Annotated in this window: 23 protein-coding genes and 1 pseudogene; 11 read left to right on the forward strand and 13 right to left on the reverse strand. The window is 72.6% G+C overall.

Annotation, left to right across the window (positions count from 1 at the left end; all coding sequences use genetic code 11):
• The first annotated feature begins 3 nt into the window (after positions 1 to 3).
• From BLW57_RS36235 to hypE, 3 genes are read left to right on the forward strand one after another with little or no spacing between them, the layout of a single operon-like run.
• On the forward strand, positions 4 to 294 hold the full coding sequence (locus BLW57_RS36235) for a HypC/HybG/HupF family hydrogenase formation chaperone (protein ID WP_093479925.1): 291 nt from the start codon (positions 4 to 6) through the stop codon (positions 292 to 294).
• Complete coding sequence (gene hypD / locus BLW57_RS36240; RefSeq protein WP_093479926.1) at positions 291 to 1,433, forward strand: hydrogenase formation protein HypD; 1,143 nt, start codon at positions 291 to 293, stop codon at positions 1,431 to 1,433. Before BLW57_RS36235 ends, hypD begins: the two co-directional genes overlap by 4 nt.
• Positions 1,426 to 2,526: a hydrogenase expression/formation protein HypE gene (hypE, locus tag BLW57_RS36245; protein WP_093479927.1), complete on the forward strand. Its 1,101-nt coding sequence runs from the start codon at positions 1,426 to 1,428 to the stop codon at positions 2,524 to 2,526. Before hypD ends, hypE begins: the two co-directional genes overlap by 8 nt.
• A gap of 77 nt (positions 2,527 to 2,603) precedes the next feature.
• Here hypE and hypA read toward each other — a convergent pair whose 3' ends face one another.
• The 13 genes and pseudogenes from hypA to BLW57_RS41005 form a co-directional block, all read right to left on the reverse strand.
• On the reverse strand, positions 2,604 to 2,945 hold the full coding sequence (gene hypA, locus BLW57_RS36250) for a hydrogenase maturation nickel metallochaperone HypA (protein WP_093479928.1): 342 nt from the start codon (positions 2,943 to 2,945) through the stop codon (positions 2,604 to 2,606).
• A 7-nt stretch (positions 2,946 to 2,952) separates the two neighbouring features.
• Positions 2,953 to 3,165, reverse strand: a complete 213-nt coding sequence (locus tag BLW57_RS36255; RefSeq protein WP_256339676.1) for a hypothetical protein — start codon at positions 3,163 to 3,165, stop codon at positions 2,953 to 2,955.
• Between the two features lie 5 nt (positions 3,166 to 3,170).
• Positions 3,171 to 3,377: a hypothetical protein gene (locus BLW57_RS36260; RefSeq protein WP_073895531.1), complete on the reverse strand. Its 207-nt coding sequence runs from the start codon at positions 3,375 to 3,377 to the stop codon at positions 3,171 to 3,173.
• A 21-nt stretch (positions 3,378 to 3,398) separates the two neighbouring features.
• Positions 3,399 to 3,995, reverse strand: coding sequence for a DUF5947 family protein (locus tag BLW57_RS36265; protein WP_093479929.1), 597 nt, complete (start codon positions 3,993 to 3,995; stop codon positions 3,399 to 3,401).
• Positions 3,992 to 4,549 carry a NifU family protein gene (locus BLW57_RS36270; protein WP_093479930.1) on the reverse strand — a complete coding sequence of 186 codons (558 nt, stop codon included), beginning with the start codon at positions 4,547 to 4,549 and terminating at the stop codon, positions 3,992 to 3,994. The genes BLW57_RS36265 and BLW57_RS36270 overlap by 4 nt, the downstream gene beginning before the upstream one ends.
• Entirely contained in the window at positions 4,542 to 6,335 is a 1,794-nt protein-coding gene (locus BLW57_RS36275) for a nickel-dependent hydrogenase large subunit (protein WP_073895537.1), read from the reverse strand. The genes BLW57_RS36270 and BLW57_RS36275 overlap by 8 nt, the downstream gene beginning before the upstream one ends.
• Positions 6,336 to 6,411: 76 nt before the next feature.
• On the reverse strand, positions 6,412 to 7,500 hold the full coding sequence (locus BLW57_RS36280) for an NADH-quinone oxidoreductase subunit B family protein (RefSeq protein ID WP_093479931.1): 1,089 nt from the start codon (positions 7,498 to 7,500) through the stop codon (positions 6,412 to 6,414).
• 144 nt (positions 7,501 to 7,644) lie between these two features.
• On the reverse strand, positions 7,645 to 9,186 hold the full coding sequence (locus tag BLW57_RS36285) for a hypothetical protein (protein ID WP_256339677.1): 1,542 nt from the start codon (positions 9,184 to 9,186) through the stop codon (positions 7,645 to 7,647).
• Between the two features lie 203 nt (positions 9,187 to 9,389).
• Positions 9,390 to 10,040, reverse strand: a pseudogene (locus BLW57_RS36290) (M15 family metallopeptidase).
• A gap of 11 nt (positions 10,041 to 10,051) precedes the next feature.
• Positions 10,052 to 10,873: a class I SAM-dependent methyltransferase gene (locus tag BLW57_RS36295; RefSeq protein ID WP_093479932.1), complete on the reverse strand. Its 822-nt coding sequence runs from the start codon at positions 10,871 to 10,873 to the stop codon at positions 10,052 to 10,054.
• Positions 10,874 to 10,932: 59 nt separating this feature from the next.
• Positions 10,933 to 11,556, reverse strand: a complete 624-nt coding sequence (locus tag BLW57_RS36300) for a PASTA domain-containing protein (RefSeq protein ID WP_093479933.1) — start codon at positions 11,554 to 11,556, stop codon at positions 10,933 to 10,935.
• Between the two features lie 130 nt (positions 11,557 to 11,686).
• A complete protein-coding gene (locus BLW57_RS36305) occupies positions 11,687 to 12,907 on the reverse strand; it encodes a PP2C family protein-serine/threonine phosphatase (protein ID WP_093479934.1) in 1,221 nt (406 codons plus the stop codon).
• An 88-nt stretch (positions 12,908 to 12,995) separates the two neighbouring features.
• Positions 12,996 to 14,750 (reverse strand): FUSC family protein, encoded by a 1,755-nt coding sequence (locus BLW57_RS41005; protein ID WP_093479935.1) that lies wholly within the window; start codon positions 14,748 to 14,750, stop codon positions 12,996 to 12,998.
• 332 nt (positions 14,751 to 15,082) lie between these two features.
• Between BLW57_RS41005 and BLW57_RS36315 the strand changes: the two genes are divergently transcribed.
• The 8 genes from BLW57_RS36315 to BLW57_RS36350 all read left to right on the forward strand — a co-directional run bounded on the left by BLW57_RS36315 (position 15,083) and on the right by BLW57_RS36350 (position 26,761).
• A complete protein-coding gene (locus BLW57_RS36315; protein ID WP_093479936.1) occupies positions 15,083 to 16,621 on the forward strand; it encodes a hypothetical protein in 1,539 nt (512 codons plus the stop codon).
• A gap of 201 nt (positions 16,622 to 16,822) precedes the next feature.
• Positions 16,823 to 18,004, forward strand: coding sequence for an ROK family transcriptional regulator (locus BLW57_RS36320; RefSeq protein ID WP_093479937.1), 1,182 nt, complete (start codon positions 16,823 to 16,825; stop codon positions 18,002 to 18,004).
• A 266-nt stretch (positions 18,005 to 18,270) separates the two neighbouring features.
• Complete coding sequence (locus BLW57_RS36325; RefSeq protein WP_093479938.1) at positions 18,271 to 19,788, forward strand: sugar ABC transporter ATP-binding protein; 1,518 nt, start codon at positions 18,271 to 18,273, stop codon at positions 19,786 to 19,788.
• On the forward strand, positions 19,785 to 20,804 hold the full coding sequence (locus BLW57_RS36330; RefSeq protein ID WP_093479939.1) for an ABC transporter permease: 1,020 nt from the start codon (positions 19,785 to 19,787) through the stop codon (positions 20,802 to 20,804). The genes BLW57_RS36325 and BLW57_RS36330 overlap by 4 nt, the downstream gene beginning before the upstream one ends.
• A 16-nt stretch (positions 20,805 to 20,820) precedes the next feature.
• The gene (locus tag BLW57_RS36335; RefSeq protein WP_093479940.1) at positions 20,821 to 21,861 is read left to right on the forward strand and encodes a substrate-binding domain-containing protein; all 1,041 of its coding nucleotides are present in this window, start codon (positions 20,821 to 20,823) and stop codon (positions 21,859 to 21,861) included.
• 76 nt (positions 21,862 to 21,937) lie between these two features.
• On the forward strand, positions 21,938 to 23,170 hold the full coding sequence (locus tag BLW57_RS36340) for a Gfo/Idh/MocA family protein (RefSeq protein ID WP_093479941.1): 1,233 nt from the start codon (positions 21,938 to 21,940) through the stop codon (positions 23,168 to 23,170).
• 13 nt (positions 23,171 to 23,183) lie between these two features.
• Complete coding sequence (locus tag BLW57_RS36345; RefSeq protein ID WP_093479942.1) at positions 23,184 to 24,182, forward strand: sugar phosphate isomerase/epimerase family protein; 999 nt, start codon at positions 23,184 to 23,186, stop codon at positions 24,180 to 24,182.
• 92 nt (positions 24,183 to 24,274) lie between these two features.
• Positions 24,275 to 26,761 (forward strand): PQQ-dependent sugar dehydrogenase, encoded by a 2,487-nt coding sequence (locus BLW57_RS36350; RefSeq protein WP_093479943.1) that lies wholly within the window; start codon positions 24,275 to 24,277, stop codon positions 26,759 to 26,761.
• The last annotated feature ends 6 nt before the right edge of the window (positions 26,762 to 26,767 follow it).

The following is a 26,767-nucleotide window of genomic DNA, read 5'->3' on the forward strand; positions in this document are numbered from 1 at the left end:
CCCATGTGTCTGGCAGTGCCCGGCAAGGTCGTGTCCATCGACCACAGCGCCGACCCGCTCACGGGACTGATCGACTTCGGCGGAGTGCAGAAGCAGGCGTGCCTCGAGTACCTGCCCGATGTGCGGGTGGGGGAGTACGTGATCGTCCACGTCGGGTTCGCCCTGCAGCGACTGGACGAGGAGTCCGCCCGGGCGTCCCTGGAACTCTTCGAGCAACTGGGGCTGCTGGAGGAGGAGTTCGGGGACGCCTGGGAGCAGGCGTCCCGGCAGCAGAGCGGAAGTGAGACCCGGTGAAGTACATCGACGAGTTCAACGACCCCGAGCTGGCACGCCGGCTGCTGGACGAGATCCGCGCCACGGCCACCCGGCCCTGGGCGCTGATGGAGGTCTGCGGCGGTCAGACCCACTCCATCATCCGGCACGGCATCGACCAGCTCCTGCCCGAGAAGGTGGAGTTGATCCACGGTCCCGGGTGCCCGGTGTGCGTCACCCCGCTCGACGTCATCGACAAGGCCCTGGAGATCGCCGCCCGCCCCGACGTGATCTTCTGCTCCTTCGGCGACATGCTCCGCGTGCCGGGCACCGACCGTGACCTGTTCCGGGTCAAGGGCGAGGGCGGTGACGTCCGCGTGGTGTACTCGCCGCTCGACGCCCTCGAACTCGCCCGCAGGAACCCGGACCGCCAGGTCGTGTTCTTCGCCATCGGCTTCGAGACCACGGCCCCCGCCAACGCCATGGCCGTGCACCAGGCCCGGCGGCTCGGCCTGGACAACTTCACCCTGCTCGTCTCCCACGTCCGGGTCCCCCCGGCGATCGAGGCCATCATGACCGCCCCCAGCTGCCGGGTGCAGGGCTTCCTGGCCGCCGGCCACGTGTGCAGCGTGATGGGCACCGCCGAGTACCCGGACCTGGCCGAGAAGCACCGCGTACCGGTCGTCGTGACCGGATTCGAGCCGCTGGACATCCTCGAAGGCATCCGCCGCGCCGTGCACCAGCTGGAGCGCGGCGAGCACCGGGTCGAGAACGCCTACCCGCGTGCCGTACGCGACCAGGGCAACCCGGCCGCCGTCCGCATGATCGAGGAGGTGTTCGAGGTGACCGACCGCAACTGGCGCGGCATCGGCCGCATCCCGGCCAGCGGCTGGCGGCTGACCGACGCCTTCCGCGCCTTCGACGCCGAGCACCGTTTCGACGTGACCGGCATCCGCACCGAGGAGCCCGCCGTGTGCCGGGCCGGCGAGGTCCTGCAGGGGCTGATCAAGCCGACCGAGTGCGAGGCGTTCGGCAAGGCCTGCACCCCGCGCACCCCGCTCGGCGCCACCATGGTCTCCAGCGAGGGCGCCTGCGCCGCCTACTACCTGTACCGCCGCATGAACGCCCCGGCACCGCAGGGATCCCGTATCCCGCAGGAGGAGATGAACCCCGTTGGCTGACCTCGCCACCGAAGCCCCGCACGCGGCGGCCGAGCCCGAAGCACCCGTCGACCCGGCGGACTGGACCTGCCCGGCGCCCCTGCGCGACCAGCCGGTCGTCGTCATGGGCCACGGCGGAGGCGGCGCCCTGTCCGCCGAACTGGTCGAGCAGGTCTTCGCGCCCGCCTACGGCAACCCCACCCTGGCCGCCCTCGCCGACTCGGCGGTCCTCGACCTGGGCGGCGCGCGGCTGGCCTTCTCCACCGACTCCTACGTCGTACGGCCGCTGTTCTTCCCCGGCGGCAGCCTCGGCGACCTGGCCGTCAACGGCACCGTCAACGACCTCGCCATGAGCGGCGCCCGGCCCGCGTACCTGTCCACCGCCTTCATCCTGGAGGAGGGCGTGGAACTGGCCGTCGTGGCGCGCGTCGCACGTGCCGTCGGCGCGGCGGCCCGGGCGGCCGGCGTCACCGTCGTCACCGGCGACACCAAGGTCGTGGAGTCCGGGCACGGCGACGGCGTCTACGTCACCACCGCCGGCGTCGGTCTCGTGCCCGACGGGGTCGACATCCGCCCGCAGCGCGCCCGGCCGGGCGACGCCGTCATCGTGAGCGGTCCGATCGGCCTGCACGGCGTGGCCATCATGAGTGTGCGCGAAGGCCTGGAGTTCGGGGTCGAGATCGCCTCCGACACCGCGCCCCTCGGGGACCTGGTCGCGGCCATGCTGGCGGTCACCAAGGACATCCACGTCCTGCGCGACCCCACCCGGGGCGGCCTCGGCGCGTCCCTCAACGAGATCGCCCGCGCCTCCGGCACCGGAGTGCGGCTGCGCGAGCGTGCCGTTCCCGTCCCGGACGAGGTCGCGAACGCCTGCGGTTTCCTCGGTCTGGACCCGCTGTACGTCGCCAACGAGGGACGGCTGGTCGCCTTCGTTCCCCCGGAGCACGCCGAGGCCGTCCTCGCGGCCATGCGCGCCCACCCGCACGGCGCGGGCGCGACCCTCATCGGGGAGTGCGTGGCCGACCACCCCGGCATGGTGGTCGTCGCCACCGGTCTCGGCGGCACCCGCGTGCTGGACCTGCCGCTGGGCGAGCAGCTGCCACGCATCTGCTGACCGGACCCGGAAGCCGAACGCGACCGGCCCCGCCACGAAGGCGGGGCCGGTCGCGTCCGGTCACCGGGCCGGACACGTCAGGTCTCGACGCCGGTGATCTCCAGTTCACGTCCGCTGCGCAGTTCCTGCGAGGGCCGGTCGCAGCGGGGGCACCAGAAGAACGGCGGCATGCCGACGGCGAACTCCTCGGCGCACTCGCCGCACCAGGCCTGGGCGGGCACCTGCTCGACCACGAGCCGGGCCGCCGCGAGGGCCGTACCGTCGCGGGCCACCTCGAAGGCGAAGTGCAGCGCGTCCGGCACCACCCCCGCCAGCTCCCCGACCCGGACGGTCACCGACGCGACGTCGCCGGTGCCGTCCGCCCGGGCGATCTCCCCGGCCTGCTCCACGATCGCGGTCGCGATCGACAGTTCGTGCACGCCGGCCTCACGGGTACCGGTGACCGGCGCGCAGGCCCCCGGTCATCCGGTAGATACGCAACTCTCGCATGATGCCCGGGAGTTCTCTGACGAACAGGGCCGCGACGAGGCTGCCGACCACCGCGGCCTGGGCCACGAGCAGCTGGCGTCCCGTAAGGCCCGAACGCGTGGATCTTCTTCTCTTGCCCATGTCCATGACGGTCGCTTTCTGCTGTCTCATCCGGCTCATCCGGGTGAGATGTTCGGCATGTCCTTCACCAGCGCGTCGTGCCGTTTCCAGTGGATGCCGGTGGAGCGGCGCGCGTCGGAGCTGCCGTCCTCGTGGTGTCCGGTCTGGTGCTGGTACGGGCCCTTGTTCCCCTGGTGCAGTCCGCGCACGTGGGAGGGCATGTCGGGCTTCGCCTGGGGGCGCCCCACTCGGATGCTGCCCATGTCCGATCTCCTTCCGGATCCCTATGACCGCTCAGTCAGCTCCCTGAAGAACTGTTCTACGGCCGGCCAGACCCGCCCGCCACCGGAGAGGCCCCGCCACTCGCGGCGGACCAGGGCGACCATCCGGTAGCAGTCGTCGACCGGCACGATCCAGTGCTCGTCGAGGCCGCGGGCGGTGTTCACCAGCAGCGCCTCCACGTCGGGTGTCATCGCGGCCAGCTGCGGAACCGCGGCGGCCAGCCGCTGCCAGGCCGCCGCGTCCACCTCCCAGCGCATGGCCCCGGCCGGGCTCGGCCCCTGCGCGGTGACCGTGCCGTCGGAGCGCGGCACGAAGAACACCAGCCCCACCGGGACGCCCAGCACCCCGGTGTCGACCCGCGGCAGCCGCTGCCGGCGCCGGGGAACGATCCGGTAGCGGCCCTCGCCCGCGCCGTCGTCGGCGAAGAGCACCGAGCAGGGTCCGCACACGCACCGCACCTCGGCGGCGCCGGTGTCGTACAGATGGGGATGGTCCGGGGCCACGCGGGCGGCGCACAGCTCGCAGACCTCGGCCTCCGCCCGTGCCGCCCGGTCGGCGGCGGAGCGGATCACCCGGGCGAGCGCCCCGTCCGCCGTCACCGCGTCTCCTGGGGCACGGCCCGTTTCTTGATCGTGCTCAGCGGTACGAAAGCGGGCGCCGCCTTGCGGTCGGCGGACTCCGGCACCGTCTCCACCGAGGTCAGCTCGGGGGCGACGGCCAGCACCGCGGCGCGGACCGCCTCCAGGACGTCCGACGAGCCGCCGCCGCACCCGGAACCGCAGCCGCCGGTGCTCAGCCGCACCCGCGCCACCTGTCCGTCGACGCCGGCCCACTCCAGGTCGCCGCCGCGCTCGCGCACGGCGGGCCGCAGCTTCTCGACCGCACGGGCGGCGCGGGTCTCCGCCGGCTCCGGGTGGATCTCGTGCAGCACCATCAGGTGCCCGAGCAGCTCGTCACCGGTGAGGAGGCTTCCCAGCCGTTCGTCGGCGTGGTCCAGGACCCGGGCGAGGGCCTCGCCGTAGACCTCGGTCAGCAGCCGCACCGCCTCCAGCACGGGACCGGGGTTGGCCTCCAGGCCGGCCAGCACCTCGTCGAGACGGGCGAGCCGCGCCTCCACCGCCGGGTCGGGCAGCCGTACGGCGGTGTCAGCCATGGTTGGCCCCGTACGTCGGCGAGTGCACGGTGGTCAGGGTCTTGCCCTTGCCCATGTACATGTGGACACCGCACGGCAGACAGGGGTCGAAGCTGCGGACGGTCCGCATGATGTCGACGCCCTTGAAGTCGTCGGGCCCGTTCTCCTCGAAGATCGGCTGGCCCTGGACGGCGTCCTCGTACGGGCCCGGCGTGCCGTAGATGTCACGCGGGCTGGCGTTCCACGGGGTGGGCGGGTAGGGGTGGTAGTTGGCGATCTTCTTGTCGCGGATCACCAGGTGGTGCGAGAGGACACCGCGCACGGCCTCGTGGAAGCCGCAGCCGATCGACTCGTCCGGCACCTCGAAGTTCTCGAACACCTTCGTGTCGCCGGTCTTGAGCATCCCCATGGCCTCCTCCAGGAACTGCAGGGCCATGGCGGCGGCGTACGCGATGAAGTACGGCCGGGCGCGGTCCCGTTCGAGGGTGTTGCTCCACTTCGGGATGCGCCACTCCAGGGTCGTCTCCGGCAGCTTCTCGCCCTTGGGCAGGGTGATGCGGATGCCGCCGCCGGTCGCCTTCACGTACGGCGTGTCGACGATGCCGCTCAGCGCGGTCGACCAGAGCCGGGCGAGGGGGCCGCCGCCGGTGTCCAGGGCGAGGTGCTCGCCGGTCTCCTGGTGGTACCAGCGCGGGCTCATCACCCAGCTGTAGTTGCCCTCGAAGTCCCGCTTCTGCGGCACCGGGACCGTGGTCTGGTTCCACGGGTGGCGCATGTCGACGGGGTTGCCGAGCGGGTCGTGGGTGACGAAGGGGTCCTCGTTGACCCAGTCCTCGTAGAAGGAGCTGCCCAGCATGATGCGCAGGCCGAGGTTGATGTCGATCAGGTTGTTGGTGACGAGCTTGCCGTCCACGACGATGCCCGGGGTGACGTACATCGCCCGGCCCCACTCGTTCATCGTCGCGTAGCGGTAGTCGACGACGTCCGGGTTCTGGAAGGCGCCCCAGCAGCCGAGGAGGATGCGGCGCTTGCCGACCTCCTCGTAGCCCGGCAGGGCCTCGTAGAAGAAGTCGAAGACGTCGTCGTTCATCGCCACCGCCTTCTTGATGAAGTCGATGACGCGCATCAGCCGGCTGAGGTAGTCGGTGAAGGTGCTCGGCTGCGGCATCGTGCCGACCCCGCCCGGGTACAGCGTGGAGGGGTGCACGTGCCGCCCCTCCATCAGGCAGAACATCTCCCGGGTGATCCGGCTGACCTTCAGCGCCTCCTTGTAGACCTCGCCCTCGAAGGGGTTGAAGGCCTTCATGATGTCGGCGATGGTCCGGTAGCCGTGGACGTCCCCGCGGGGGGCGTCGGTGCGCTCGGCGCGGGCCAGCACACTCGGGTTGGTGGCCTTGACCATCGCCTCGCAGAAGTCCACGAAGACCAGGTTGTCCTGGAAGATCGTGTGGTCGAAGATGTACTCCGCCGCCTCGCCCAGGTTGGTGATGTGCTCGGCCAGCTTCGGCGGTTTCACACCGTAGGCCATCTGCTGGGCGTAGTTGGAGCAGGTGGTGTGGTTGTCGCCGCAGATGCCGCAGATCCGCGAGGTGATGAACCCGGCGTCGCGCGGGTCCTTGCCCTTCATGAACACCGAGTAGCCGCGGAACAGCGACGAGGTGCTGTGGCACTCCACGACTTCCCGGTTGGCGAAGTCGATCTTCGTGTAGATGCCCAGGTTGCCGATGATCCGGGTGATCGGATCCCAGGACATGTCCACGATCTGGGCGGGTTTGCGTCCTGCTTGCCGGGACTCGGTGGTGGTCATCTGCGGTACTGCCCCTCGCTGTTCGGGTTCGGCGGTGTGATGGCGGAATGCGGGACGGGCGCGGTCACCGGCGGGTTCACGCGCGCCAGTGCGGGTCGTAACCGCTGGTCAGCTTCTGCTTGTTGTGGCGCCACTTGGGCTCGTGGTTCACCATGTCGTTGGTCAGCCCGCGCAGTCGGCGGATGACCGCCCCGTACGGCCTGATCACCATCGACGACAGCGTGCCGCCCGGAGGCTCGTCCATGAACGGCATGAAGGCGTCGGGGAAGCTCGGCATGGTGCAGCCGATGCAGATGCCGCCGACGTTCGGGCAGCCGCCGACGCCGGCCATCCAGCCGCGCTTGGGCACGTTGCAGTTGACGACCGGGCCCCAGCAGCCCACCTTCACCTGACACTTGGGGGAGTTGTAGTCCTTGGCGAAGTCGGCCTGCTCGTAGTATGCGGCCCGGTCGCAGCCCTCGTGGACGGTCTTCCCGAACAGCCACTGCGGCCGCAGCATGTGGTCGAGCGGCGGCGGGGGAGCGGTCCCGGCCGCGTGCTGGAGCACCCAGACCAGGGTCTCCATGAAGTTCTCCGGCTGGATGGGGCAGCCGGGCACGTTGACGATCGGGAGGCCCGAGCGGGCCTTGAACTCCCAGCCCAGGTAGTCCGCGAGACCCATGCAGCCGGTCGGGTTGCCCGCCATGGCGTGGATGCCGCCGAAGGTCGCGCAGGTCCCGGCGGCGACCACCGCCCAGGCCCGGGGCGCGAGGTCGTCGATCCACGAGTTCAGCGTCTGCGGCTCACCGGTCTCCGGGTCGTTGCCGAACGACGTCCAGTAGCCGTCGCCCTCGATGATGTTCTGGTTCGGGATCGAGCCCTCGATGACGAGGATGAACGGCTCCAGCTCACCACGGGCCGCCGCCCGGTACGGGGCGAGGAAGTCCTCTCCGCCCAGGCTCGGCGACAGGACCTTGTTGACGAGGTTCACCTTCGGCAGGCCGGGGATGAGCCCGAGAACCACGTCCTCGATGGACGGCTGGCCCGCGGCGGTCAGCGACACGGTGTCGCCGTCGCAGCTCATGCCCTCCGAGATCCACAGGATGGTGATCTCGTCGAACCCCTCCCGGGCGCCGTTGCCGCCGGGCTCGCCCTGGACTTCGGTGGTACCGCTCTGTGTGGTCATCTCTGCGGCCTCCGTTGCAGCCGGTCTCGATTCGAGGAATGGGCCGCGGCCGACGGGGCCGCGAGGGTAGGTGTGGGGGGTACGCCGGTGGCGTTCGGGCGCGGTCGGCCCGGTGGGCCCGACGCGCGCCGGCCGGGCGGCCCCTCAGAGGCGTCCATCGGGCCGCCCCCTCTCCGGCCGGTCGGCCGGACGCGCGGGCCGCGGGGCGTGCGGCCGGGGCGGCTGCACCGGACCGGACGTGCCGGCGCGGTCGATCGGTTCGACCTCGTCGGGCCGGAAGTAGTGGTAGCGGCCGTACCAGTCGTGCAGTTCGGCGGCCGGGTCGTCGTCCACGGTGACGGCCAGGCGCACGCTGCCGTCCACGTCGTGGAAGACCGCGGCGACCTGTGCGGTCCGCCCGTCCAGGAACATGTCCTGGGCGTCGGCGCCCCGCACGCGCGGACGCAGCCGCACCCGGCTGCCGCCGCCGACCGGCACCCCGCCGACGTCCACCGTGTCGGTCGCCGGGGAGAGCCCCTCGTCACCGCCCTCCTGCCACCAGGCGGGCCGCTGGGCGGCCGCCGGACGCACGGCCGCCATCGAGCGGATGGTGCCGTGCAGCCGGGCGAACACCTCGGGCGGCATGGTGTCCACGCGGTCGAGGATGTCCGCGGCCCGCGGATCGGTGGCCCGCGCCTCGGCCTTCTCCTCGTCGGTCAGCAGCATCGTGCGCAGCGTCAGGATCTCGTCGATCTCCGCCGCGTCGTGCAGATCGCCCGGGCTCTCCGGAGCGACCTGCGGAAAGTCGGGGAGGATGATCGGGGCGGACAGCAGCACCGTGCTCGTTCCGCCGTCCCGCGACGCACCGCCGAGCACGGGGAACGTGAACGCGTTGCGGCAGCCGCGGGCCTGCTCGGCGAGGTCCGCGGGCGGATCGACGAGGGACACGAACTCCGCGCCGTCCCCGCCCAGGAGGGTGTGCGTGGCGATCAGCGCGTTCCGCAGGGCCTCACCGCGCAGCGCCCGGGGGTCAGGAACCTCCCCGGTGTTCTCGGTGCGCACCCGCAGCCGGTAGAGGTCCGGCGCGACCGGCTCGGCCACGGCCGTCGTGACGGCGCGCAGCTCCCGGCGGCGGCGTACCGTCCGCCCCGGCCCGGCGGGAAGGGGCGCGTACTCCGTACCGGCGGGTGCGCCGACGGCGACGGATCCGCCGCCGCGCAGCAACTCCGTCAGGGGCAGGACCAGTTCGGTCTCGCGCGGCACCGCTTCCTCGAACGACAGATGGGTGACGCCGTCGTCCGTGCGCAGGGACTCGACCGGGCGGTGCCCGCCGCTCCCGTCGGCCGCCTCCACCTGCTTGTCCTGCATCTGGAGGTACCGCACGCGCACCCGTACGACCGCGTCCTCGCGCCGGGCCCGCAGCAGGACCTGCGTCTCCTGGTACCACGAGTCCGCCGACCCGGAGATCCCGGGCGTCACCGGCCCGTCCCGCTCCACCCAGTCCCGGGGCAGCAGTACCCCGAACTGCCAGCGGACCCGGTTCTTCGGCGAGGACCGGCGGTACGGGTAGAGCAGGTAGCCCTCGTACAGCACGGCGTCGGCGACGGCGCTCAGCTGATCGACGCGGGCGCCCGAAGGGTCGTCCGACGCGTCGGCGTCGTCCACCACCGCGCTCGCCGTGCCCCCCATGCCGACGTGGTCCGCCATGCCGCCTCCTCGTCACCGATGCACCGCGCATCCCTTCCACCACGGTCACACCCGTCACGGACCCTCGCCCCTCCGGCGCACCGACATTGGGCCGGTCAGGGGAATCGGGACGGGGGGACCTGGGGGAACGCACCCGCCGTCGGGGTGCGGTGCGAGCACGCGGCGGCGGAGCCCCTGGTGGGCCGGCGCCGGGGGGAGCGGTGTCAGCCGAGTGGACGCGGTCCGTACAGGGCGTGGTCGGCGCCGGTGGCGAGGGCCCGGTAGCGGTCGCCGCAGGACCAGTGCCACCACTCGGTGGGGTGGTTCACCCGGCCGGAGGCGGTCGGCGCCGCCCCGAGCAGCCGTCGGTCGGCGCGGGCCCCGGGACCGATGCCGGGCGCGTCCGTGCGGCAGGCGCAGCCGCTGTCCTCCGGGCCGGCGTCCACCTCGCTGCCCATGTCGAGTGCGTGTCCGTCGGCGGAGGAGGGTGGGGTCCACCGCCGCTCCCGCGCCGGGCGGTGCGATCTCCGGTGGAGACACGTACCGGCCGGCGGCGTCGCGCACCCGCGTGGCCGGCCGGTCCGGATGCTCGGTGCACAGCCGGTCGGCGTACCGCTCGAAGTGGGCGCGTTGCGGCGCGGGCGGCCGGTACCCCTCGACGAACAGCAGTCGCACGCCGTCCGGCAGCAGCGACAGCGCGGCGAGCAGCCGGGTGAGGACGCTTTCCCGCAGATGCGCGAACGCCCCTGTTTCCTAGGCCCGTCGGGGGCGACGGCGAGGGAGCCTTCGCGGCGGTCGTCGACGAGCCGTTCGCCGCAGTCGACGACCGGAACGGCCGCGATCCTCGGATCAGCCAGGACCACGATGCCGTTCACGGTCGTGGGGTTCACCGCATCCGTGCCGTGGCGATGTGGCCCCGGAAGGCGCAGGGGACGGTCCCGTCGGGCGCCGTGATGTCGCGGACCTCGGCTTGGAAGGCGGTCCGCAGGCGCTCCACGGCCGCCCTGTCGAGCGGGCCGAGGTCGTAGAGGCCGGAGACGGCGGCCCACACCTGTGCCACCGGACCGCCCAAGTCGATGGGCACGGTCTCCCAGTCGACCGCGGCGAAGCCCGCCGGAGCGAGCACCTCGTCGAGTCCCTCGCGGCTCCGCGTCCTTCTGTCACCCAGCGCGGGGATGCGCTGCGAGGCGGGCGCCTCCTCGATCGTGCGCCGCAACAGCCCGAGGAACCGCTCGTACGCCTCCCCGCCGAAGGCGCCGCCTCCGACGACGCACGCCAGAACTCCTCCGGGGGACAGGACCCGGGCGACCTCCGCCACGACCTGCTCGATCTCTCCCATCAGCATCAGCGCCATGTGGGAGACGCAGGCGTCGAAGCTGCCGTCGGCGAAGGGGAGCGTCTGCGCCCGCCCCTCCGCCAAAGCGGCCCCGGACAGCGCCGGTCGAAGCCGTGCCAGCGCCAGAGAGTGCGCAGACAGGTCGAGCCCCGCGAGCCGTCGTCCGTTCTCGCGGGCCAGCAACTCGAGCAGCAGGCCGTCACCGCAGCCCAGGTCCAGCACCCGCCCGCGTCCGGCCACCCGGTCGCACAGGAGTTGATAGCTGGACCTGCCGTCCGGGGCGCGGCCGCCGCCGAACGCCTCCGCGGTCACCGCCGGCCGCTCGGCGTGGAAGGCCTGCAGAAAGGCTTCTTGCGCTGCGGTGGTCGTCATCCGCCCAACCTACGGCGCGGGCCGCACGACGGGGAACGGCACCCGGGGCTCGTCCGCGTCTACGGGCAGGATTCCCCGTACTTGACCGCGTCGAGGGCGACCGGCCGCCCGGTCAGCTTCGTCCCCGCGGCCGGTTTCTGCGTGCAGACCTGCCAGTTCGACTCGATGAGCACGAAACGGCTCGCGCCCGTGGCGTCGTCCACGGTGATCGAGGTGCCGCTGTCGAGTGCCTGGCGGGCGGCCTTCACGCTCTTGCCGCGGAAGTCGGGCATGGTCCCGCCGGCGTCCGGGGAAGCGGCCTGGTCGTGCGCGGGGCACGTCTCGTCGAGCTTGACGGCGCCGAAGTCCAGTTCGGCGTCCGTGGCCCGGACGGTGCCCGCTGCGACGTTCTGCGCGCACACCTTCCAGTCGCGGTCCAGGATCTGCATGCGTGCCCGGCCGAGGGAGTCGTGGGACGTGAGGCGGTGGAAACCGGCGGCCTGGGCCGCGTCCTGGGCGGACTGCAAACCCATACCGACGAAATCGGGCACTGTCCTGCTGCCGCCGTCGGCCTTGCTGTCATGGGTGGACGTCGCGGCGGGGGTGCTGCCGCTGCTTCCGGTCGTGTCGGCCGACTTGCACGCGGTGGCCGTCCCGAGGACGGCGACGACGGCGACGGCGCAGGCGAGCGTTCGGCGGCTCATGGTTCCCCCCAGGGTCGTTCACATGGCGAAGCGGGGTGAGCGTACGCCGGTGCCGTGCCGGGCGGAGGGCGCCCTATGGCGCTGTCACCGGATCGGGTGGTCCGCGGACCGGGGCCTCGCCCCTGCGTCGCTAGGGCTCGGGCAGGCGCTCCACCGTCACCAGGGCCGCGTCGTCGTCGAGGTCGCCGCGGACGTGATGCAGGAGACCGCGGCGCAGCCCGGCCACCATGGCGTCCAGCGGGCGGGTGGCGTGCGCGCGCAGGTGCGCGGGCAGGTCGTGGAATCGGCCACGGCGGTCGCGGGCCTCGACGAACCCGTCGGTGTACAGCACCAGGCGGTCGCCCGGCACGAACGGCACGGTCTCGGCGACGGGCCGCGCGCCCAGCAGGTCACCGAGGCCGAGCGGCGCGCCGGGCTGTCCGGGCTCGAAGGGCCGCACCTCGCCCGCGTGCACGACGTACGGCTCGGGGTGCCCGCAGTGCACGATCCGGGCCAGGCCCTCACCGGGCGGGAACTCCACCAGCAGCGCGGTCGCGAACCGCTCCGTGAACAGGGCGCCCGTCCCGTCCCCCCTCCGATCGTCCGGGGTTCCGTCCACCGCGGTTATCTGGCGCCGGGCCCGCTCGTCCAGTTCCTCCGCCACCGTGGTCAACGAGGGCTCGCGGTGAGCCAGTTCACGGAACGCGCCGAGCAGGGCCGCCGACGCGCCGACGGCCGGCAGCCCCTTGCCGCGGACGTCGCCCATCAGGACGCGCGGTCCGAACGGCGTGTGCAGTGCCTCGTAGAAGTCGCCGCCGATCCGCGCCTCCGACTCGGCCGGCAGGTACACGCCGCGCAGGGCCAGGGTGCCGATGCGGCGGGGCAGCGGGTGCATCAGCGCGCGCTGCGCGGTCTCCGCGACGGAGCGGACCTGATGGAGCTGGCGTTCCCGGCGCTGCCGCAGGGAGCAGGCGGCGAGCGAGGTGAGCCCGACCACCAGCAGGGTGCCGAGGACGACGTCCGAGTCCTGACGGCCGCACTGCCCGGCGTCCCACTGGAGCAGGGCGGTCACCCCGACGGCGGCGCCGGCGAGCACCGCCGTCGCCCGCCACGGCAGCAGTACGGCCGCCAGGACCGGGACGGCCGCCATGACCGGTGAGACGTGCAGCCAGTCCGGTGTGAGCAGATCGGTGAGGGCGACGACCACCATGAGCAGCACGGGCGCGGTGGCCGGCAGCGCGCGTGCGGCGACGAGGCGGTGGGCACGGGGGTGTGCGCCGGGCCGGCGGGCGTGCGCGGGCGGTCCGGCGGGGTGCCGGGCATCGGTGGTCTCGGGGTGGGAGGGACCGGGGATCCGGGTGTGTGAGGTCATCGTCGCAGTGAGGTCCGTAGTGGGGTGGACGTCCGGCGGGGCCGGGCGGGCCGGGGAGGTGGGGCGGGCGCCGGTGCGGAGAGGCGGGTCAGGGCCTGGTCCAGATGGCGGAGCAGACGCCGGTCCTCGGCGTCGGCGCCCGTCGGCTCGGGGGCGGGAGCGCCGAGCCGGGCGACGGCCCGCCGCGCGGCGGGCAGCGCGGGGTGCGGCCGCCCGCCCCGGCAGGAGTAGACGCACAGCGCGGTCGTTCGCAGCAGCCGCGCGTACGGCTCCGCCAGGACGGCGGCGGTGCCGTGACCGCCGGCGACGGCGGGTGGCCGGGACTGAAGCGGTCCAGCGCTGCGGGGTGCGTGTGGGGGCCGCGGATCGCGGTTGTTCCGGGGTCCGCGCACCCAGGGCACACGGCTGACGCGGGCTCCCCGTGGGCGGGGGCGTCGGTGTGTGCCGCGCCGGGGCTGCCCGGGGCGCGCTCGGGAGCGGCCGCCCCGCTCGAGCCGGGGCTCGGTGGGACGTGCCCCTCGCGTGGGCCGGTGCTCGCCGGGTCGTGCCGGTCGCGTGGGCCGGTGCTCGCCGGGTCGTGCCGGTCGCGTGGGCCGGTGCTCGCCGGGTCGTGTCCTGTGCCCGGCTCCTCGGTTGGATCGGTGTTCCCGGGGCCGGGGTGGCCGGGGCTTGCGGCTGGTATCGGGTGCCGGTGGGCGGGGGCGTCGGCGTGTGCCGGGTCGGTGCTGCCCGGGGTGCGCTCGCAAGCGGCCGGCTCTCCTGGGCCGGTGCTCGCTGGTACGTGCCCCTCTCCTGGGCCGGTGCTCGCCGGGTCGTGCTGGTCGCGTGGGCCGGTGCTCGCCGGGGCGTGTCCTGTGCCCGGCTTCTCGGTTGCTTCGCTGTTCCCGGGGCCGGGGTGGCCGGGGCTTCCCAGGGCATGCTCGGGCGCGGCCGCCCGTACCCGGCCGGGGCTGTCGGAGGTGCGGTCGGTGACGCCCCCGCGCGCGGGGCTGAAGCCGGCGTCCGCGCCCGATGCGGCGGACGCCGGGCGCGGGACGCCGGCCGCGGACGGATGGGTGTCCAGGAGCCGGCCCGTCGCCGCCACCCGCCCGGCCACGTCCGTGAGCGTCTCCAGGACCCTGCGGTCCAGGTGCCAGCGGCGGCGCCTGGCCGTGGGCCGGACGTTCCACCGCATGCTCTCGTGCGCCTCGTCGACGGCGGCGCGGGCGCGGGTGAGTGCCGTGTCCAGGTCGTCCTCCCAGGTCGTGCCGAGAACCTTCCGGGGCCGCTCCCGCCGTACGGCCGCGTCGGCCAGGCCGTCGAGGTGCCGGGCGATCAGCACGCGCAGATCCTCCAGGGCTCGCTCGGCGGACCGGACGCGCACGGTGGGGCACAACAGCGCGCTGCACGCCAGACCGAACGCGATGCCCACGACGATCTCCGCGAGGTGGGAGGTCAGCTCGCCGGAGTGCCGGCAGCGGACGAGGGCGTAGGTGATCAGGGCGGTCGTGGGCACATGCAGCCCGTAGTGCCCGAGGAACCCCTGCCGGGCCGACAGCACCGAGGCGAACACGACGAAGCCCAGTCCCAGCATGGCGGGCTCCGCGTACAGCGCGCCGGGCACGGCGACGAGCACCCCGAGGAGGCAGCCCGCGGCGTAGCGCAGGGCAGCGCTGACGGTGCGGGCCACCGTCGTCTCCACGATGAGCAGCGCCGCGACGGCGCCCGCGTACGGATCGGGAGTGTGCAGGAGGGCCGCACACGTCTGCCAGGTCAGGCCCGCCGCCACCGTCGCCCGCGCGGCTTCGGCGCAGCCGGCCCGTGCGACCCGGGCCGTGATCGCGGACACCCCTCCGCCCTGCATGTCTCGTCCGCCTCCTTCCGTCGCCGTGCGGTCCGTCTTCGCGGTCGCGGGCCCCGGAAGGCCCGGCAAGCCGCCCAGGATAATCGGACAAATAGGGCAAGTGGCAAATAGGGAATGTGTATGGCCGGCGAGTGGCGGCGTCCCTCGCCTCGGGTGCGCGACCTGTTCAAACATCAATGACCGGGCCGGTGTTCGGGCCTCTGTCGGGTGCGCGCCGGCGCCCGTACACTGCTCGTCCGCGGTCATGGGGGGCGCGGTCGGTGGGGGGAGCCATCATGTCCGAAAATCCGTACGGTCCCGGCCCGGGGTACTCCGGGCCACCGGTGCCGCCCATGCCGCCGAGCCCACCGCCCATGCCGTCGGCCCCGCCGCCCGCGCCGCCGGACGCCCTGCGGGCCGTCGCGGTCGCGCTGCTCAACCTGAGCGGTCTCGGTCTGGGTTACGCGCTGGTACGGCGCCGGCTGCCGATGGCCGCCTGCTGGGTGGCGACCGCCGTCCTGCTGCTCGCCGTGCTGCCCGCCGACGCCGACGGCGCCCCGGGGGCCGCGCTCGTCGCCTACGCCGCCTTCCTGCTGCTGGCGGCCGTCCACGGCGGGCTCGTCGGACTGCGGACCGCGCTGTCCCGGCCGAGCCGCGCCCCGCTCGCGCTCCTCCTGGGCGTCGTGCTGCTGGCCGTACCGGCAGGTGGTGCCCTCTGGTACGAGGACGCCCACGACGAAGCCGTGGAACAGGCGCTCCTGGACCGGCTGGACCGCGCCGACGACCGGGTGGCGGCCGCCGGACGGCACCCGTTTAGCACCGCCGTGCCGGACTACCGGTCGGCCCTGGAGGTCTACCGCGACCTCGCCGTCGGCCACCCCGGATCCCGCGCGGCCCACCGGGTCCCCGGCAGTCTGCGGACCTACTACACGACGGTGGGCGCGGCCTACGGCCACCAGGACTACTGCGACGCCGTGGAACCCCTCCAGTACCTGCGTACGGTTCCCCGCACCATGCCGGAGGAACGCCTCGGATCGCTCGCCCGGTGGCCCGACGAGCGGCTCGCGACATCGCTGTACGAGTGCGGGTCGCAGCGCCTGGACGCCGGGGAGGCGGACTGGGTGACGCGCTTCGGCGAACTCCTGGACACCTTCCCGCGCTCCGGGCCCGCGGCCAAGGTCGCCCCCGCCGTCGACTCGGCCGTGGCGAAGGCGCAGAAGGACGTGGGCGGGGACGAACCCTGCACGGCCGTCGCGCGGCTGCACGACCTGAGCACCCGGATCGGCGACCTGTCCAAGGCCGCGCAGGACGCGGACGGCGGCCTGGCGAAGTCCGCCGGGCGCGCGGAGAGGAGCGGCGCCGCGGGGGCGTACGCGTGCGGGGTGGACCAGTACGAGGACGGTGACTTCGACGCGGCGCAGAAGACCATGGAGCAGTACGTCTCCGACAACGCGCACGGCGGGAAGCGGGACCGAGCCAAGAAGATCGCCATCGCGGCCGAGGTGGCCCAGACGCTCCCGGCGGCCGGCAAGAAGCTCCCCACCACGGCCTCCGGCGGCAGCATCTCCGTCACGGTCAAGAACGACAGCCCGGACGACATCACCGTCCTCTACACCGGTCCGGTCACCGGCAGCTTCACCCTCAAGGGCTGCGGCGGCTGCAAGGCGTACTCGCTCTCGAGCACGCTGATCGTCGGCTTCAAACCGTGCAGCGACAGCGGCAGGCACTATCCGCAGCGCACCATCGACCTCCCCGTCGGCACCACGTACTTCGTGCACAAGCCGCACGGCACGAGCACCGCGACGCCGGCCTCGGACACGGCCAAGATCCGGTCCGGCTACATCTACACGGAGTGCGCCTACACGACCCGGGGGCTGGGCTCCGGCTACTGAGCCGGGGCACACCGAGAGCGTGAGCGGCGGCGGTGTGCCCGACTCCCGCCGTTCCGCGGTCAGTTACTTTGTCCCGGGAGAGGAAGAAGTCTGCGGGAATCCGTGCGCGACTTCTTCCCAGGTTCGGCGGTCACTGCTACGTTCCCTACGAAAGCCCGACACTGGTGGCCGAAAACTGGCGGGGAGGGGCACGTGAGACGCATGACGGCACGACCGGCGAACACGCACCAGGCCCGGCTGTTGAAGCTGCTGCGTGACGGGGGGCCCAACTCCCGGGCCCAACTGGGTGATCGGATCGACCTCTCCAGGTCCAGGCTGGCCGTGGAGGTGGACCGGCTGCTGGAGACGGGTCTGGTGGTGGCCGACGGCCTCGCCGCCTCCCGCGGCGGCCGCCGTTCCCACAACGTCAGGCTCAACCCGGAGCTGCGGTTCCTCGGCGTCGACATCGGCGCGACCTCGGTCGACGTCGCCGTCACCAACGCCGAACTGGAGATTCTCGGCCATCTCAACCAGCCGATGGACGTCCGGGAGGGGCCGGTCGCGGTCTTCGAGCAAGTCCTGGACATGGCGGGTAAGTTGAAGGCCGCCGGGCTCGCCGAGGGATTCGACGGCGCCGGCATCGGCGTCCCCGGTCCGGTCCGCTTCCCCGAAGGTGTGCCGGTCGCCCCGCCGATCATGCCCGGCTGGGACGGCTTCCCCGTGCGGGAGGCGCTCAGCCAGGAGCTCGGCTGCCCGGTCATGGTCGACAACGACGTGAACCTCATGGCGATGGGGGAGCAGCACGCCGGAGTCGCCCGGACCACGGCGGACTTCCTCTGCGTCAAGATCGGCACCGGTATCGGCTGCGGCATCGTGGTCGGTGGCCGGGTCCACCGCGGCACCACCGGCAGCGCCGGGGACATCGGCCACATCCAGGCCGTACCCGACGGCAGGCCCTGCGCCTGCGGCAACCGGGGGTGCCTGGAGGCCCATTTCAGCGGTGCCGCGCTCGCGAGAGACGCGGTGCAGGCGGCCGGGCAGGGGCTGTCGGCCGAGCTGGCGGCACGTCTGGAGGCGAACGGCACCCTGTCCGCCGTGGACGTCGCCGCGGCCGCGGCAGCGGGCGACGCCACCGCGCTCGACCTGATCCGCGAGGGAGGCACCCACGTCGGCCAGGTCATCGCCGGACTCGTGTCCTTCTTCAACCCCGGCCTGGTGGTGATCGGCGGCGGGGTGACCGGCCTCGGCCACACCCTGCTCGCCGCGATCCGGTCCCAGGTCTACCGCCAGTCCCTGCCGCTGGCGACCGGCAATCTGCCCATCGTTCTCGGGGAGTTGGGCCCCAGCGCCGGTGTGACCGGTGCGGCCCGGCTGATCAGCGACCACCTGTTCTCACCCGCGTAGCCCACAAGGCTGCCCGAGCGGCCGCCAACCGAACACGTCCTCGTCAGCGCACGCCACGCCCGTTCAGCACGCCCACTGACTCGTGTAACACCGCTGCCCGCGCCCCCGCACGACGCCGGCTCCGCCCTGCCCGCACAAGCCCCGCTCCGCCCTGCCCTGCCCTGCTCCGCCCAGCTCCGCGCTGCCTTCCGAGCCGGTGAACGCCCGCCGGCCCGCGGGCGCAGCACGCCCTGCAACCGGCCCGCACGCCCGCCGAGGGGAACCACATGGCACCAGAACCACCCCTGCTCAGCATGTCCGGGATCACCAAGTCGTTCCCCGGCGTCCGCGCCCTGGACGGCGTCGACCTCGACGTCCAGGCCGGTGAAGTGCACTGCCTGCTCGGCCAGAACGGCGCCGGAAAGTCCACCCTGATCAAGGTGCTGGCCGGTGCCCACCAGCCCGACGGCGGCACCATCCACTGGCGCGGCGAGCCGGTCACCCTGCGCTCGCCCATCGCCGCCATGCGGCTCGGCATCGCCACCATCTACCAGGAACTCGACCTGGTGGAGCACCTGTCGGTGGCGGAGAACGTCCACCTCGGCCACGAGCCGACGGCCGCCGGCTTCGTCGTACGGGCGAAGACCGCGCGGACGTCGACGGGCGCCCTCCTCAAGCGGCTCGGTCACCCGGAGATCGATCCGGCCCGGCTGGTCGGGGAGTTGTCGGCCGCCCAGCAGCAGATCGTGTCGATGGCACGCGCCCTCTCGCACGACGTACGGCTCATCGTCATGGACGAGCCGTCCGCCGCGCTCGACCCCGACGAGGTGGACAACCTCTTCCGGATCGTGGGGGACCTCACCGCCGACGGGGTCGCCGTCGTCTACATCTCGCACCGGCTGGCGGAGATCCGGCGCATCGGCGACCGGGTGACCGTGCTCAAGGACGGGCGGGCGGTCGCGGGGGGACTGCCCGCCAAGACCACCCCGACCCGGGACGTCGTCGCCCTGATGACCGGCCGCAACGTCGAGTACGCCTTCCCCGGGCGTCCCGCGCACACCCCCGACGCCCCGCCGGTCCTCGAGGTCCGGGGCCTGGCTCGCGAGGGCGAGTTCGCGCCGCTCGACCTCGACCTGCGGCCGGGGGAGATCGTCGGGCTCGCCGGACTGGTCGGCTCCGGGCGCTCGGAGATCCTGGAGACCATCTACGGCGCGCGCAGGCCCACGGCGGGCCAAGTCAGTGTGGAGGGGCGGACGTTGCGCCCCGGAAGTGTCCGCTCGGCCGTCCGCGCCGGACTCGGGCTCGCGCCCGAGGAGCGCAAGGCGCAGGCCCTGCTGATGCTGGAGTCCGTCACCCGCAACGTCTCGGTGTCCTCCCTCGCCCGTTTCGCACGGGCCGGCTGGGTCGACCGGCGGGCCGAACGGGGCGCGGCACGGGCCGCGGTCCGTGAACTGTCGCTGCGGCCCGACAACCCGGAGGTACCCGTACGCACCCTGTCCGGCGGCAACCAGCAGAAGGCCGTGCTCGCCCGCTGGCTGCTGCGCGGCTGCCGGGTGCTGCTGCTGGACGAACCCACCCGCGGCGTCGACGTCGGCGCCCGCGCGGAACTGTACGCGGTGGTCCGCCGCCTCGCGGACCAAGGCCTCGCCGTGCTCCTCGTCTCCAGCGAGGTGCCCGAGGTGCTCGGCCTCGCCGACCGCGTGCTGGTGCTCCGGGAGGGCCGGGTCGTGCACACGGCCCCGGCCCGGGAGCTGGATGAACACCGTGTCCTCGATCTCGTCATGGAAGGAAGCCCGGCGTCATGACGCAGCCCGTCTCCCCGCCCCGGGACACCACCGGCAAGACAGTGCCGACCGGCGGGCTCCCCGCCTGGCGCGGCCTGCTGGCCCGCGCCGACGTCCGCACCCTGTCGCTGCTCGGCGTGCTCGCCGCGCTCGTCGTCATCGGGGGTGTCACCAAGCCCGACGAGTTCCTCGACACCCGGAACCTGCAACTCGTCCTCACCCAGGCGTCGGTGATCGGCGTGGTCACCGTCGGCATGACCTTCGTCATCACCTCCGGCGGCATCGACCTCTCGGTCGGCGCCATCGTGGCCCTCGCCTCCGTCTGGGCGACCACCGTCGCCACCCAGGAGTACGGATTCGCGGGCATCCTGTTCACCGCGATGCTCGTCGGCCTCGGCTGCGGACTGGTCAACGGCCTGCTCATCGCCTACTGCGGGATGGTCCCCTTCATCGCCACCCTCGCCATGCTGGCCTCGGCGCGCGGTCTCGCCCTCCAGATCACGGACGGCAAAACACAGATCGTCAGCATCGACGGCATCCTCAGGCTCGGCGAGCGCGACTCCTACGTGCTCGGTGTCCCTCCGCTGGTCCTGGTGTTCGCGATCGTGACGATCGTCGGCTGGCTCCTGCTCAACCGCACCACCTTCGGCCGGCGCACCGTCGCCGTCGGCGGCAACTCCGAGGCCGCCCGGCTAGCCGGCATCGACGTCCGCCGCCAGCGGCTCTACCTCTACCTGCTCTCCGGACTGTGCTGCGGCATCGCCGCCTTCCTGCTGATCGTGCTCTCCGGCTCCGGCCAGAACACCAACGGCAACCTCTACGAACTCGACGCCATCGCGGCCGCGATCATCGGCGGCACCCTGCTCAGCGGGGGCCGCGGCACCATCACCGGCTCCGTGCTCGGCGTCCTGATCTTCACCACGATCACCGACATCTTCGCCCTGAACAACCTCCAGAGCGACGTGCAGCAGATCGCCAAGGGCGCGATCATCGTCGCCGCCGTCCTGGTCCAGCGCCGTACCGCGAGCACGACCTGAGAAAGGGTTCACCGCCATGTCGCACATCACCAGTCGCAGAGGACTGCTCTTCGGGACCGCGGCGGTCTCCGCGGGAGCCCTGCTCACGGCTTGCACCAGCAACGACACCGACGACGGCAAGGCCGCCGCGAACGAGCAGCCGGCCGCCGACGACAAGCCCGGCAAGCACGTCACCATCGGCTTCGCCGGCCCCCAGGCCGACCACGGCTGGCTGAACGCCATCAACGACAACGCCAAGAGCCGGGCCAAGAAGTACTCGGACGTCTCCCTGGAGATCACCGAGGGCTCCAACGACACCGCCCAGCAGATCGGCCAGATCGAGACCCTCATCAACAAGAAGGTCGACGTCCTGGTCGTGCTGCCCGCCGACGGCAAGGCGCTCACCCAGGTCGGCCTCAAGGCGATGCGCGCCGGCATCCCGGTCGTCAACCTCGACCGCATCTTCAACTCCGCGCAGGCGTACCGCTGCTGGATCGGCGGCGACAACTACGGCATGGGCCTGAACGCCGGGCGCTACATCGGCGAGAAGCTCAAGGACAAGCCCAACGCCCGGGTCGTCGAACTCGCCGGACTGGACAACCTGGAGCTGACCAAGCAGCGCACCCAGGGATTCGACGACGCCCTGAAGAACTACCCCAACATCAAGAAGGTGGCCCGCCAGGCCGCCGAGTTCACGGTCGAGTCCGGCCAGGCCAAGATGGCGCAACTGCTCCAGGCCCAGTCAAAGTTCGACGCCCTGTGGAACCACGACGACGACCAGGGCGTGGGCGCGCTCCGGGCCATCCAGCAGGCCGGCCGGGACGACTTCCTGATGGTCGGCGGAGCCGGCGCGCTGTCCGCCTTCCAGGCGATCAAGCAGGACAGCGGCGTACTGAAGGCGACCGTCCTGTACCCGCCCACGATGGCCGCCTCCGCGATCGACCTCGCCCGCGCCCTCGGCCAGGGCAAGGGTGTCGGCGGTCTCGCCGAGTTCGAGATCCCGGCGTCGATCACGCTCTACTCGGCCGTCGTCGACAAGACCAACGTCGACCAGTACATGTCCACCGGCTTCCGGTGACCGGTCCCGCCCGCACCCCCCACCGCGCGAGGACGTAAGCCCCCTACCGCGCCACGACCAACAGGAGGACGAGCGCATGGAACAGCCGCAGCCGCAGCCGCAGCCGTCGGCGGAACCAGAGACGGAACCGAGCGCCGGGAAACCCCCGTTGCGTGTCGGCATGGTCGGATACGCCTTCATGGGCGCCGCCCACTCGCAGGGGTGGCGTACCGCGGGACGCGTCTTCGATCTGCCCCGGCAGCCCGTTCTGGCGGCGCTGTGCGGCCGGGACGGCGTGGCGGCGCGGACGGCGGCCGACCGGCACGGCTGGGCGGCCGTCGAGACCGACTGGCGTGCGCTGATCGCCCGGGACGACGTCGACCTCGTGGACATCTGCACCCCCGGGGACAGCCACGCCGAGATCGCGCTCGCCGCGCTGGCCGCGGGCAAGCACGTCCTGTGCGAGAAGCCGCTCGCGAACTCGGCCGCCGAGGCCGAGACGATGACCCGGGCGGCCGAGGAGGCGTACGGTCGGGGGCAGCTGGCCATGGTCGGCTTCAACTACCGGCGGGTGCCGGCCACCGCGCTCGCCCGCCGGATGGTCGCCGACGGCCGGCTCGGCACCCTGCGGCACGTCCGGGTGACGTACCTCCAGGACTGGCTGGTCGACCCCGCCTTCCCGCTGACCTGGCGGCTGCGCAAGGAACACGCGGGCTCCGGATCGCTCGGCGACCTGGGCGCCCACATCGTCGACCTCGCCCAGTACCTCGCGGGGGAGCGGCTGGCCGGGGTGTCGGCCCTGACGGAGACCTTCGTACGGGAGCGGCCGCTGCCGGGCGGCGCGGGCAGCGGGCTGACGGCGATGCCGGCGGCGGGCACGGGCACGGTCACCGTGGACGACGCCGCCCTGTTCACCGGCCGGTTCGCCTCCGGCGCCCTGGCCTCCTTCGAGGCCACCCGGTACGCCACCGGCCGCAAGAACGCCCTGCGCATCGAACTCAACGGGGAACGCGGCTCGCTCTCCTTCGACCTGGAGCGGCTGAACGAGCTGTGGTTCCACGACGCCACGGAGCCGGGGGCGGAGGCCGGCTTCCGCCGCATCCTCGTCACCGAACCCGACCACCCCTACATGGCCGCCTGGTGGCCGCCGGGCCACGGCCTCGGCTACGAGCACACCTTCGTCCACCAGGCCCGCGACCTCGTGCACGCCATCGACGAGGGCCGCCGCCCCGACCCCTCCTTCGCCGACGGACTCCAGGTCCAGCGTGTCCTCGCGGCGGTGGAGGAGAGCGCCGAGAAGAACTCCGTCTACACGTCCGTCGCGGACTGAGGAGGCCCGTCACATGCCCCGCCCGTTCACCCTGTTCACCGGTCAGTGGGCCGACCTGCCCCTGGAGGAGGTGTGCCGCCTCGCCCGTGACTTCGGCTACGACGGACTCGAACTCGCCTGCTGGGGCGACCACTTCGAGGTCGACAAGGCGCTCGCCGACTCCGGCTACCTCGCCTCCCGCCACCAGCTCCTCGACAAGTACGGCCTGAAGTGCTGGGCCATCTCCAACCACCTCGTCGGCCAGGCCGTCTGCGACGCCATCATCGACGAACGCCACCGGGCCATCCTCCCCGGTGACATCTGGGCCGACGGCGACCCCGAGGGCGTACGGCGCCGCGCAGCGGAGCGGATCAAGGACACCGCCCGCGCGGCCGCCGCGTTCGGCGTCGACACCGTCATCGGCTTCACCGGCTCCGCGATCTGGCACCTGGTCGCCATGTTCCCGCCGGCCCCCGAATCCATGATCGAGCGCGGCTACGAGGACTTCGCCGAGCGCTGGAACCCGATCCTCGACGTCTTCGACACCGAGGGGGTACGGTTCGCCCACGAGGTCCACCCGAGCGAGATCGCCTACGACTACTGGACCACCCGCCGCGCCCTCGAGGCCGTGGACCACCGGCCCGCCTTCGGCCTGAACTTCGACCCCTCCCACTTCGTGTGGCAGGACCTCGACCCGGTCGGCTTCCTCTGGGACTTCCGCGACCGGATCTACCACGTGGACTGCAAGGAAGCCCGCAAGCGCCTCGACGGCCGCAACGGCCGCCTCGGCTCCCACCTGCCCTGGGGCGACCCGCGCCGCGGCTGGGACTTCGTCTCGGCCGGACACGGCGACGTGCCCTGGGAGGACGTCTTCCGCATGCTGCGCTCCATCGACTACCGCGGACCGGTATCCGTGGAGTGGGAGGACGCCGGCATGGACCGGCTCCAGGGCGCCCCCGAGGCCCTGGCCCGCCTGCGGACCTACGACTTCGAGCCGCCGTCGGCCTCGTTCGACGCGGCCTTCTCCAGCTGACGCACACGTCGGCTCGTCACGGCTCCGGGATGACGGCGCATCCCGGCGTACGCACCCGCCCCGTACAACCAGCCCCTCTCTGGAGGCCATTCGTGCACGGGAACGACCGCACCACCCGCACCGGAACCCGCAGAACACGCCTGCGCAAGTCGCTCGCCCTGCTCAGCGGTGCCCTGCTCGCGGGCGCCACCCTCACCCTGACCACCCCCCAGGCCGGCGCAGCCGTCACCGGCCAGGACGCCGCCGCGGCGACGGAGGACTTCCAGCAGGTCACCCTCGCCAAGGGGGAGGCGGAGGTCGGCGAGCCGATGTCGCTCGCCGTCCTCCCCGACCGCTCGGTCCTGCACACCTCCCGCGACGGCGAGCTGCGCCTGACGGACGCCGCGGGCAACACCCGCGTCGCCGGCAAGCTCGACGTCTACTCGCACGACGAGGAGGGCCTGCAAGGCGTCGGCGTCGACCCGGACTTCGCCCAGAACCGCTTCATCTACCTCTACTACGCCCCGCCGCTGAACACGCCGGCGGGCGACGCCCCGGAGACCGGCACCGCCGCCGACTTCGCGCCCTTCGACGGCGTGAACCGGCTCTCCCGCTTCGTGCTGGACACCGACGGCACCCTCGACAAGGCCAGCGAGAAGAAGATCCTCGACGTGTCCACCACGCGGGGCCTGTGCTGCCATGTCGGCGGTGACATCGACTTCGACGCGGACGGCAACCTGTACCTGTCGACCGGTGACGACTCCAACCCCTTCCAGTCCGACGGCTACAGCCCGCTGGACGAGCGCGCCGACCGCAACCCCGGCTTCGACGCCCAGCGCACCTCGGGCAACACCAACGACCTGCGCGGCAAGATCCTGCGCATCAAGGTCAACGCCGACGGCTCCTACTCCATCCCGGACGGCAACCTCTTCGCGCCGGGCACGGCCAAGACGCGGCCCGAGATCTACGCCATGGGCTTCCGCAATCCGTTCCGGTTCAGCGTCGACAAGAAGACCGGCATCCTCTACGTCGGCGACTACGGCCCCGACGCCGGCTCCGCAAACCCCGGCCGCGGCCCGGCCGGCCAGGTCGAGTTCGCCCGGGTGACCAAGCCCGGCAATTTCGGCTGGCCGTACTGCACCGGCGCCAACGACCCCTACGTCGACTACGACTTCGCGACGAAGACCTCCGGCGCCACGTTCGACTGCTCCGCGCCGAAGAACGACTCGCCGCACAACACCGGTCTCACCGACCTGCCCCCGGCCCAGCCCGCCTGGATCCCGTACAACGGCCCGTCCGTACCGGAGTTCGGCGACGGCTCCGAGTCCCCGATGGGCGGCCCGGTCTACCACTACGACCCCGCGCTCGACTCGCCCGTGAAGTTCCCCGAGGCCTACGACGGCGACTTCTTCGCCGGTGAGTTCGGCCGCCGCTGGATCAAGCGCATCAGCAGCGACGCCGACGGCAAGGTCCAGTCGATCGACGACGTCCCCTGGAGCGGCACCCAGGTGATGGACATGGCCTTCGGCCCCGACGGCGCCCTCTACGTGCTGGACTACGGCACCTCCTGGTTCGGCGGCGACGACAACTCGGGCCTGTTCCGCATCGAGAACGCCACCGACGGCCACTCCCCGGTGGCCCAGGCCGCCGCGGACCGCACCTCCGGACAGGCGCCGCTGAAGGTGGCCTTCTCCGCGGCCGGCACCAGCGACCAGGACGGCGACGCCCTCACCTACAGCTGGGACTTCGGCGACGGCGCCACCTCGACTGCGGCCGACCCCACCCACAAGTACAAGAAGAACGGCACCTACACGGCCACGGTGACCGCCAAGGACACCACCGGCCGGACCGGCAGCGCGAGCGTCCGGGTCGTCGTCGGCAACACCGCGCCCAAGGTCACCCTGGAACTCCCCCAGGACGGGCAGCTGTTCAGCTTCGGTGACGCCGTACCGTTCAAGGTGAAGGTCACCGACCCCGAGGACGGCAGGGCGGTCGACTGCTCCAAGGTCACCGTCAACTTCATCCTCGGCCACGACACCCACGGCCACCCGCTGACCTCCGCCCAGGGCTGCTCCGGCACCATCCGGACCAGCGCCGACGGCGGCCACGACGAGGACGCGAACATCTTCGGTGTCCTCGACGCCCAGTACACCGACGGCGGGGGCGGCGGCCAGGAAGCGCTCACCACGCACGCCCGCAGCGTCCTCGAGCCCCGCCACCGCCAGGCCGAGCACTTCGGCGACTCCTCCGGCGTCACGGTGACCGCCCGCAGCAGCGCACACGGCGCCAAGGTGGTCGGCGACATCCACAACGGCGACTGGATCTCCTTCACCCCGTACGTCCTGTCCGACGCCAAGAAGATCACCGCGCGCATCGCCTCCGGCGGCGCCGGCGGCACCCTCGAGGTACGCGCCGGATCCGCGACCGGCACCCTGCTGGGCAAGGCCACCGTGCCCGTGACCGGCGGCCCGGACACCTACCAGGACGTCACCGCCGGCCTGTCCCGCGCACCGCGCGGCACCACCACCCTCTACCTGGTCTTCAAGGGCGGCAGCGGTGCCCTGTTCGACCTGGACGACTTCACCTTCACCACCGGCTGAGAGGAG

The organism is Streptomyces sp. 1222.5 (genome assembly GCF_900105245.1).
GTDB lineage: Bacteria > Actinomycetota > Actinomycetes > Streptomycetales > Streptomycetaceae > Streptomyces > Streptomyces albidocamelliae.

Bases quoted from the DNA above. Each gene is read 5' to 3' on its own strand.
- BLW57_RS36315 (WP_093479936.1), top strand. From the start codon at position 15,083: ATGCCGCCGAGCCCACCGCCCATGCCGTCGGCCCCGCCGCCCGCGCCG.
- BLW57_RS36305 (WP_093479934.1), bottom strand. From the start codon at position 12,907: ATGACCTCACACACCCGGATCCCCGGTCCCTCCCACCCCGAGACCACC.
- BLW57_RS36325 (WP_093479938.1), top strand. From the start codon at position 18,271: ATGGCACCAGAACCACCCCTGCTCAGCATGTCCGGGATCACCAAGTCG.
- BLW57_RS36280 (WP_093479931.1), bottom strand. From the start codon at position 7,500: ATGACCACACAGAGCGGTACCACCGAAGTCCAGGGCGAGCCCGGCGGC.
- BLW57_RS36235 (WP_093479925.1), top strand. From the start codon at position 4: ATGTGTCTGGCAGTGCCCGGCAAGGTCGTGTCCATCGACCACAGCGCC.
- BLW57_RS41005 (WP_093479935.1), bottom strand. From the start codon at position 14,750: ATGCAGGGCGGAGGGGTGTCCGCGATCACGGCCCGGGTCGCACGGGCC.
- BLW57_RS36260 (WP_073895531.1), bottom strand. From the start codon at position 3,377: ATGGGCAGCATCCGAGTGGGGCGCCCCCAGGCGAAGCCCGACATGCCC.
- BLW57_RS36285 (WP_256339677.1), bottom strand. From the start codon at position 9,186: ATGGCGGACCACGTCGGCATGGGGGGCACGGCGAGCGCGGTGGTGGAC.
- BLW57_RS36275 (WP_073895537.1), bottom strand. From the start codon at position 6,335: ATGACCACCACCGAGTCCCGGCAAGCAGGACGCAAACCCGCCCAGATC.
- BLW57_RS36330 (WP_093479939.1), top strand. From the start codon at position 19,785: ATGACGCAGCCCGTCTCCCCGCCCCGGGACACCACCGGCAAGACAGTG.
- BLW57_RS36270 (WP_093479930.1), bottom strand. From the start codon at position 4,549: ATGGCTGACACCGCCGTACGGCTGCCCGACCCGGCGGTGGAGGCGCGG.
- BLW57_RS36335 (WP_093479940.1), top strand. From the start codon at position 20,821: ATGTCGCACATCACCAGTCGCAGAGGACTGCTCTTCGGGACCGCGGCG.
- BLW57_RS36300 (WP_093479933.1), bottom strand. From the start codon at position 11,556: ATGAGCCGCCGAACGCTCGCCTGCGCCGTCGCCGTCGTCGCCGTCCTC.
- BLW57_RS36255 (WP_256339676.1), bottom strand. From the start codon at position 3,165: ATGAGACAGCAGAAAGCGACCGTCATGGACATGGGCAAGAGAAGAAGA.
- BLW57_RS36320 (WP_093479937.1), top strand. From the start codon at position 16,823: ATGACGGCACGACCGGCGAACACGCACCAGGCCCGGCTGTTGAAGCTG.
- BLW57_RS36345 (WP_093479942.1), top strand. From the start codon at position 23,184: ATGCCCCGCCCGTTCACCCTGTTCACCGGTCAGTGGGCCGACCTGCCC.
- BLW57_RS36340 (WP_093479941.1), top strand. From the start codon at position 21,938: ATGGAACAGCCGCAGCCGCAGCCGCAGCCGTCGGCGGAACCAGAGACG.
- BLW57_RS36295 (WP_093479932.1), bottom strand. From the start codon at position 10,873: ATGACGACCACCGCAGCGCAAGAAGCCTTTCTGCAGGCCTTCCACGCC.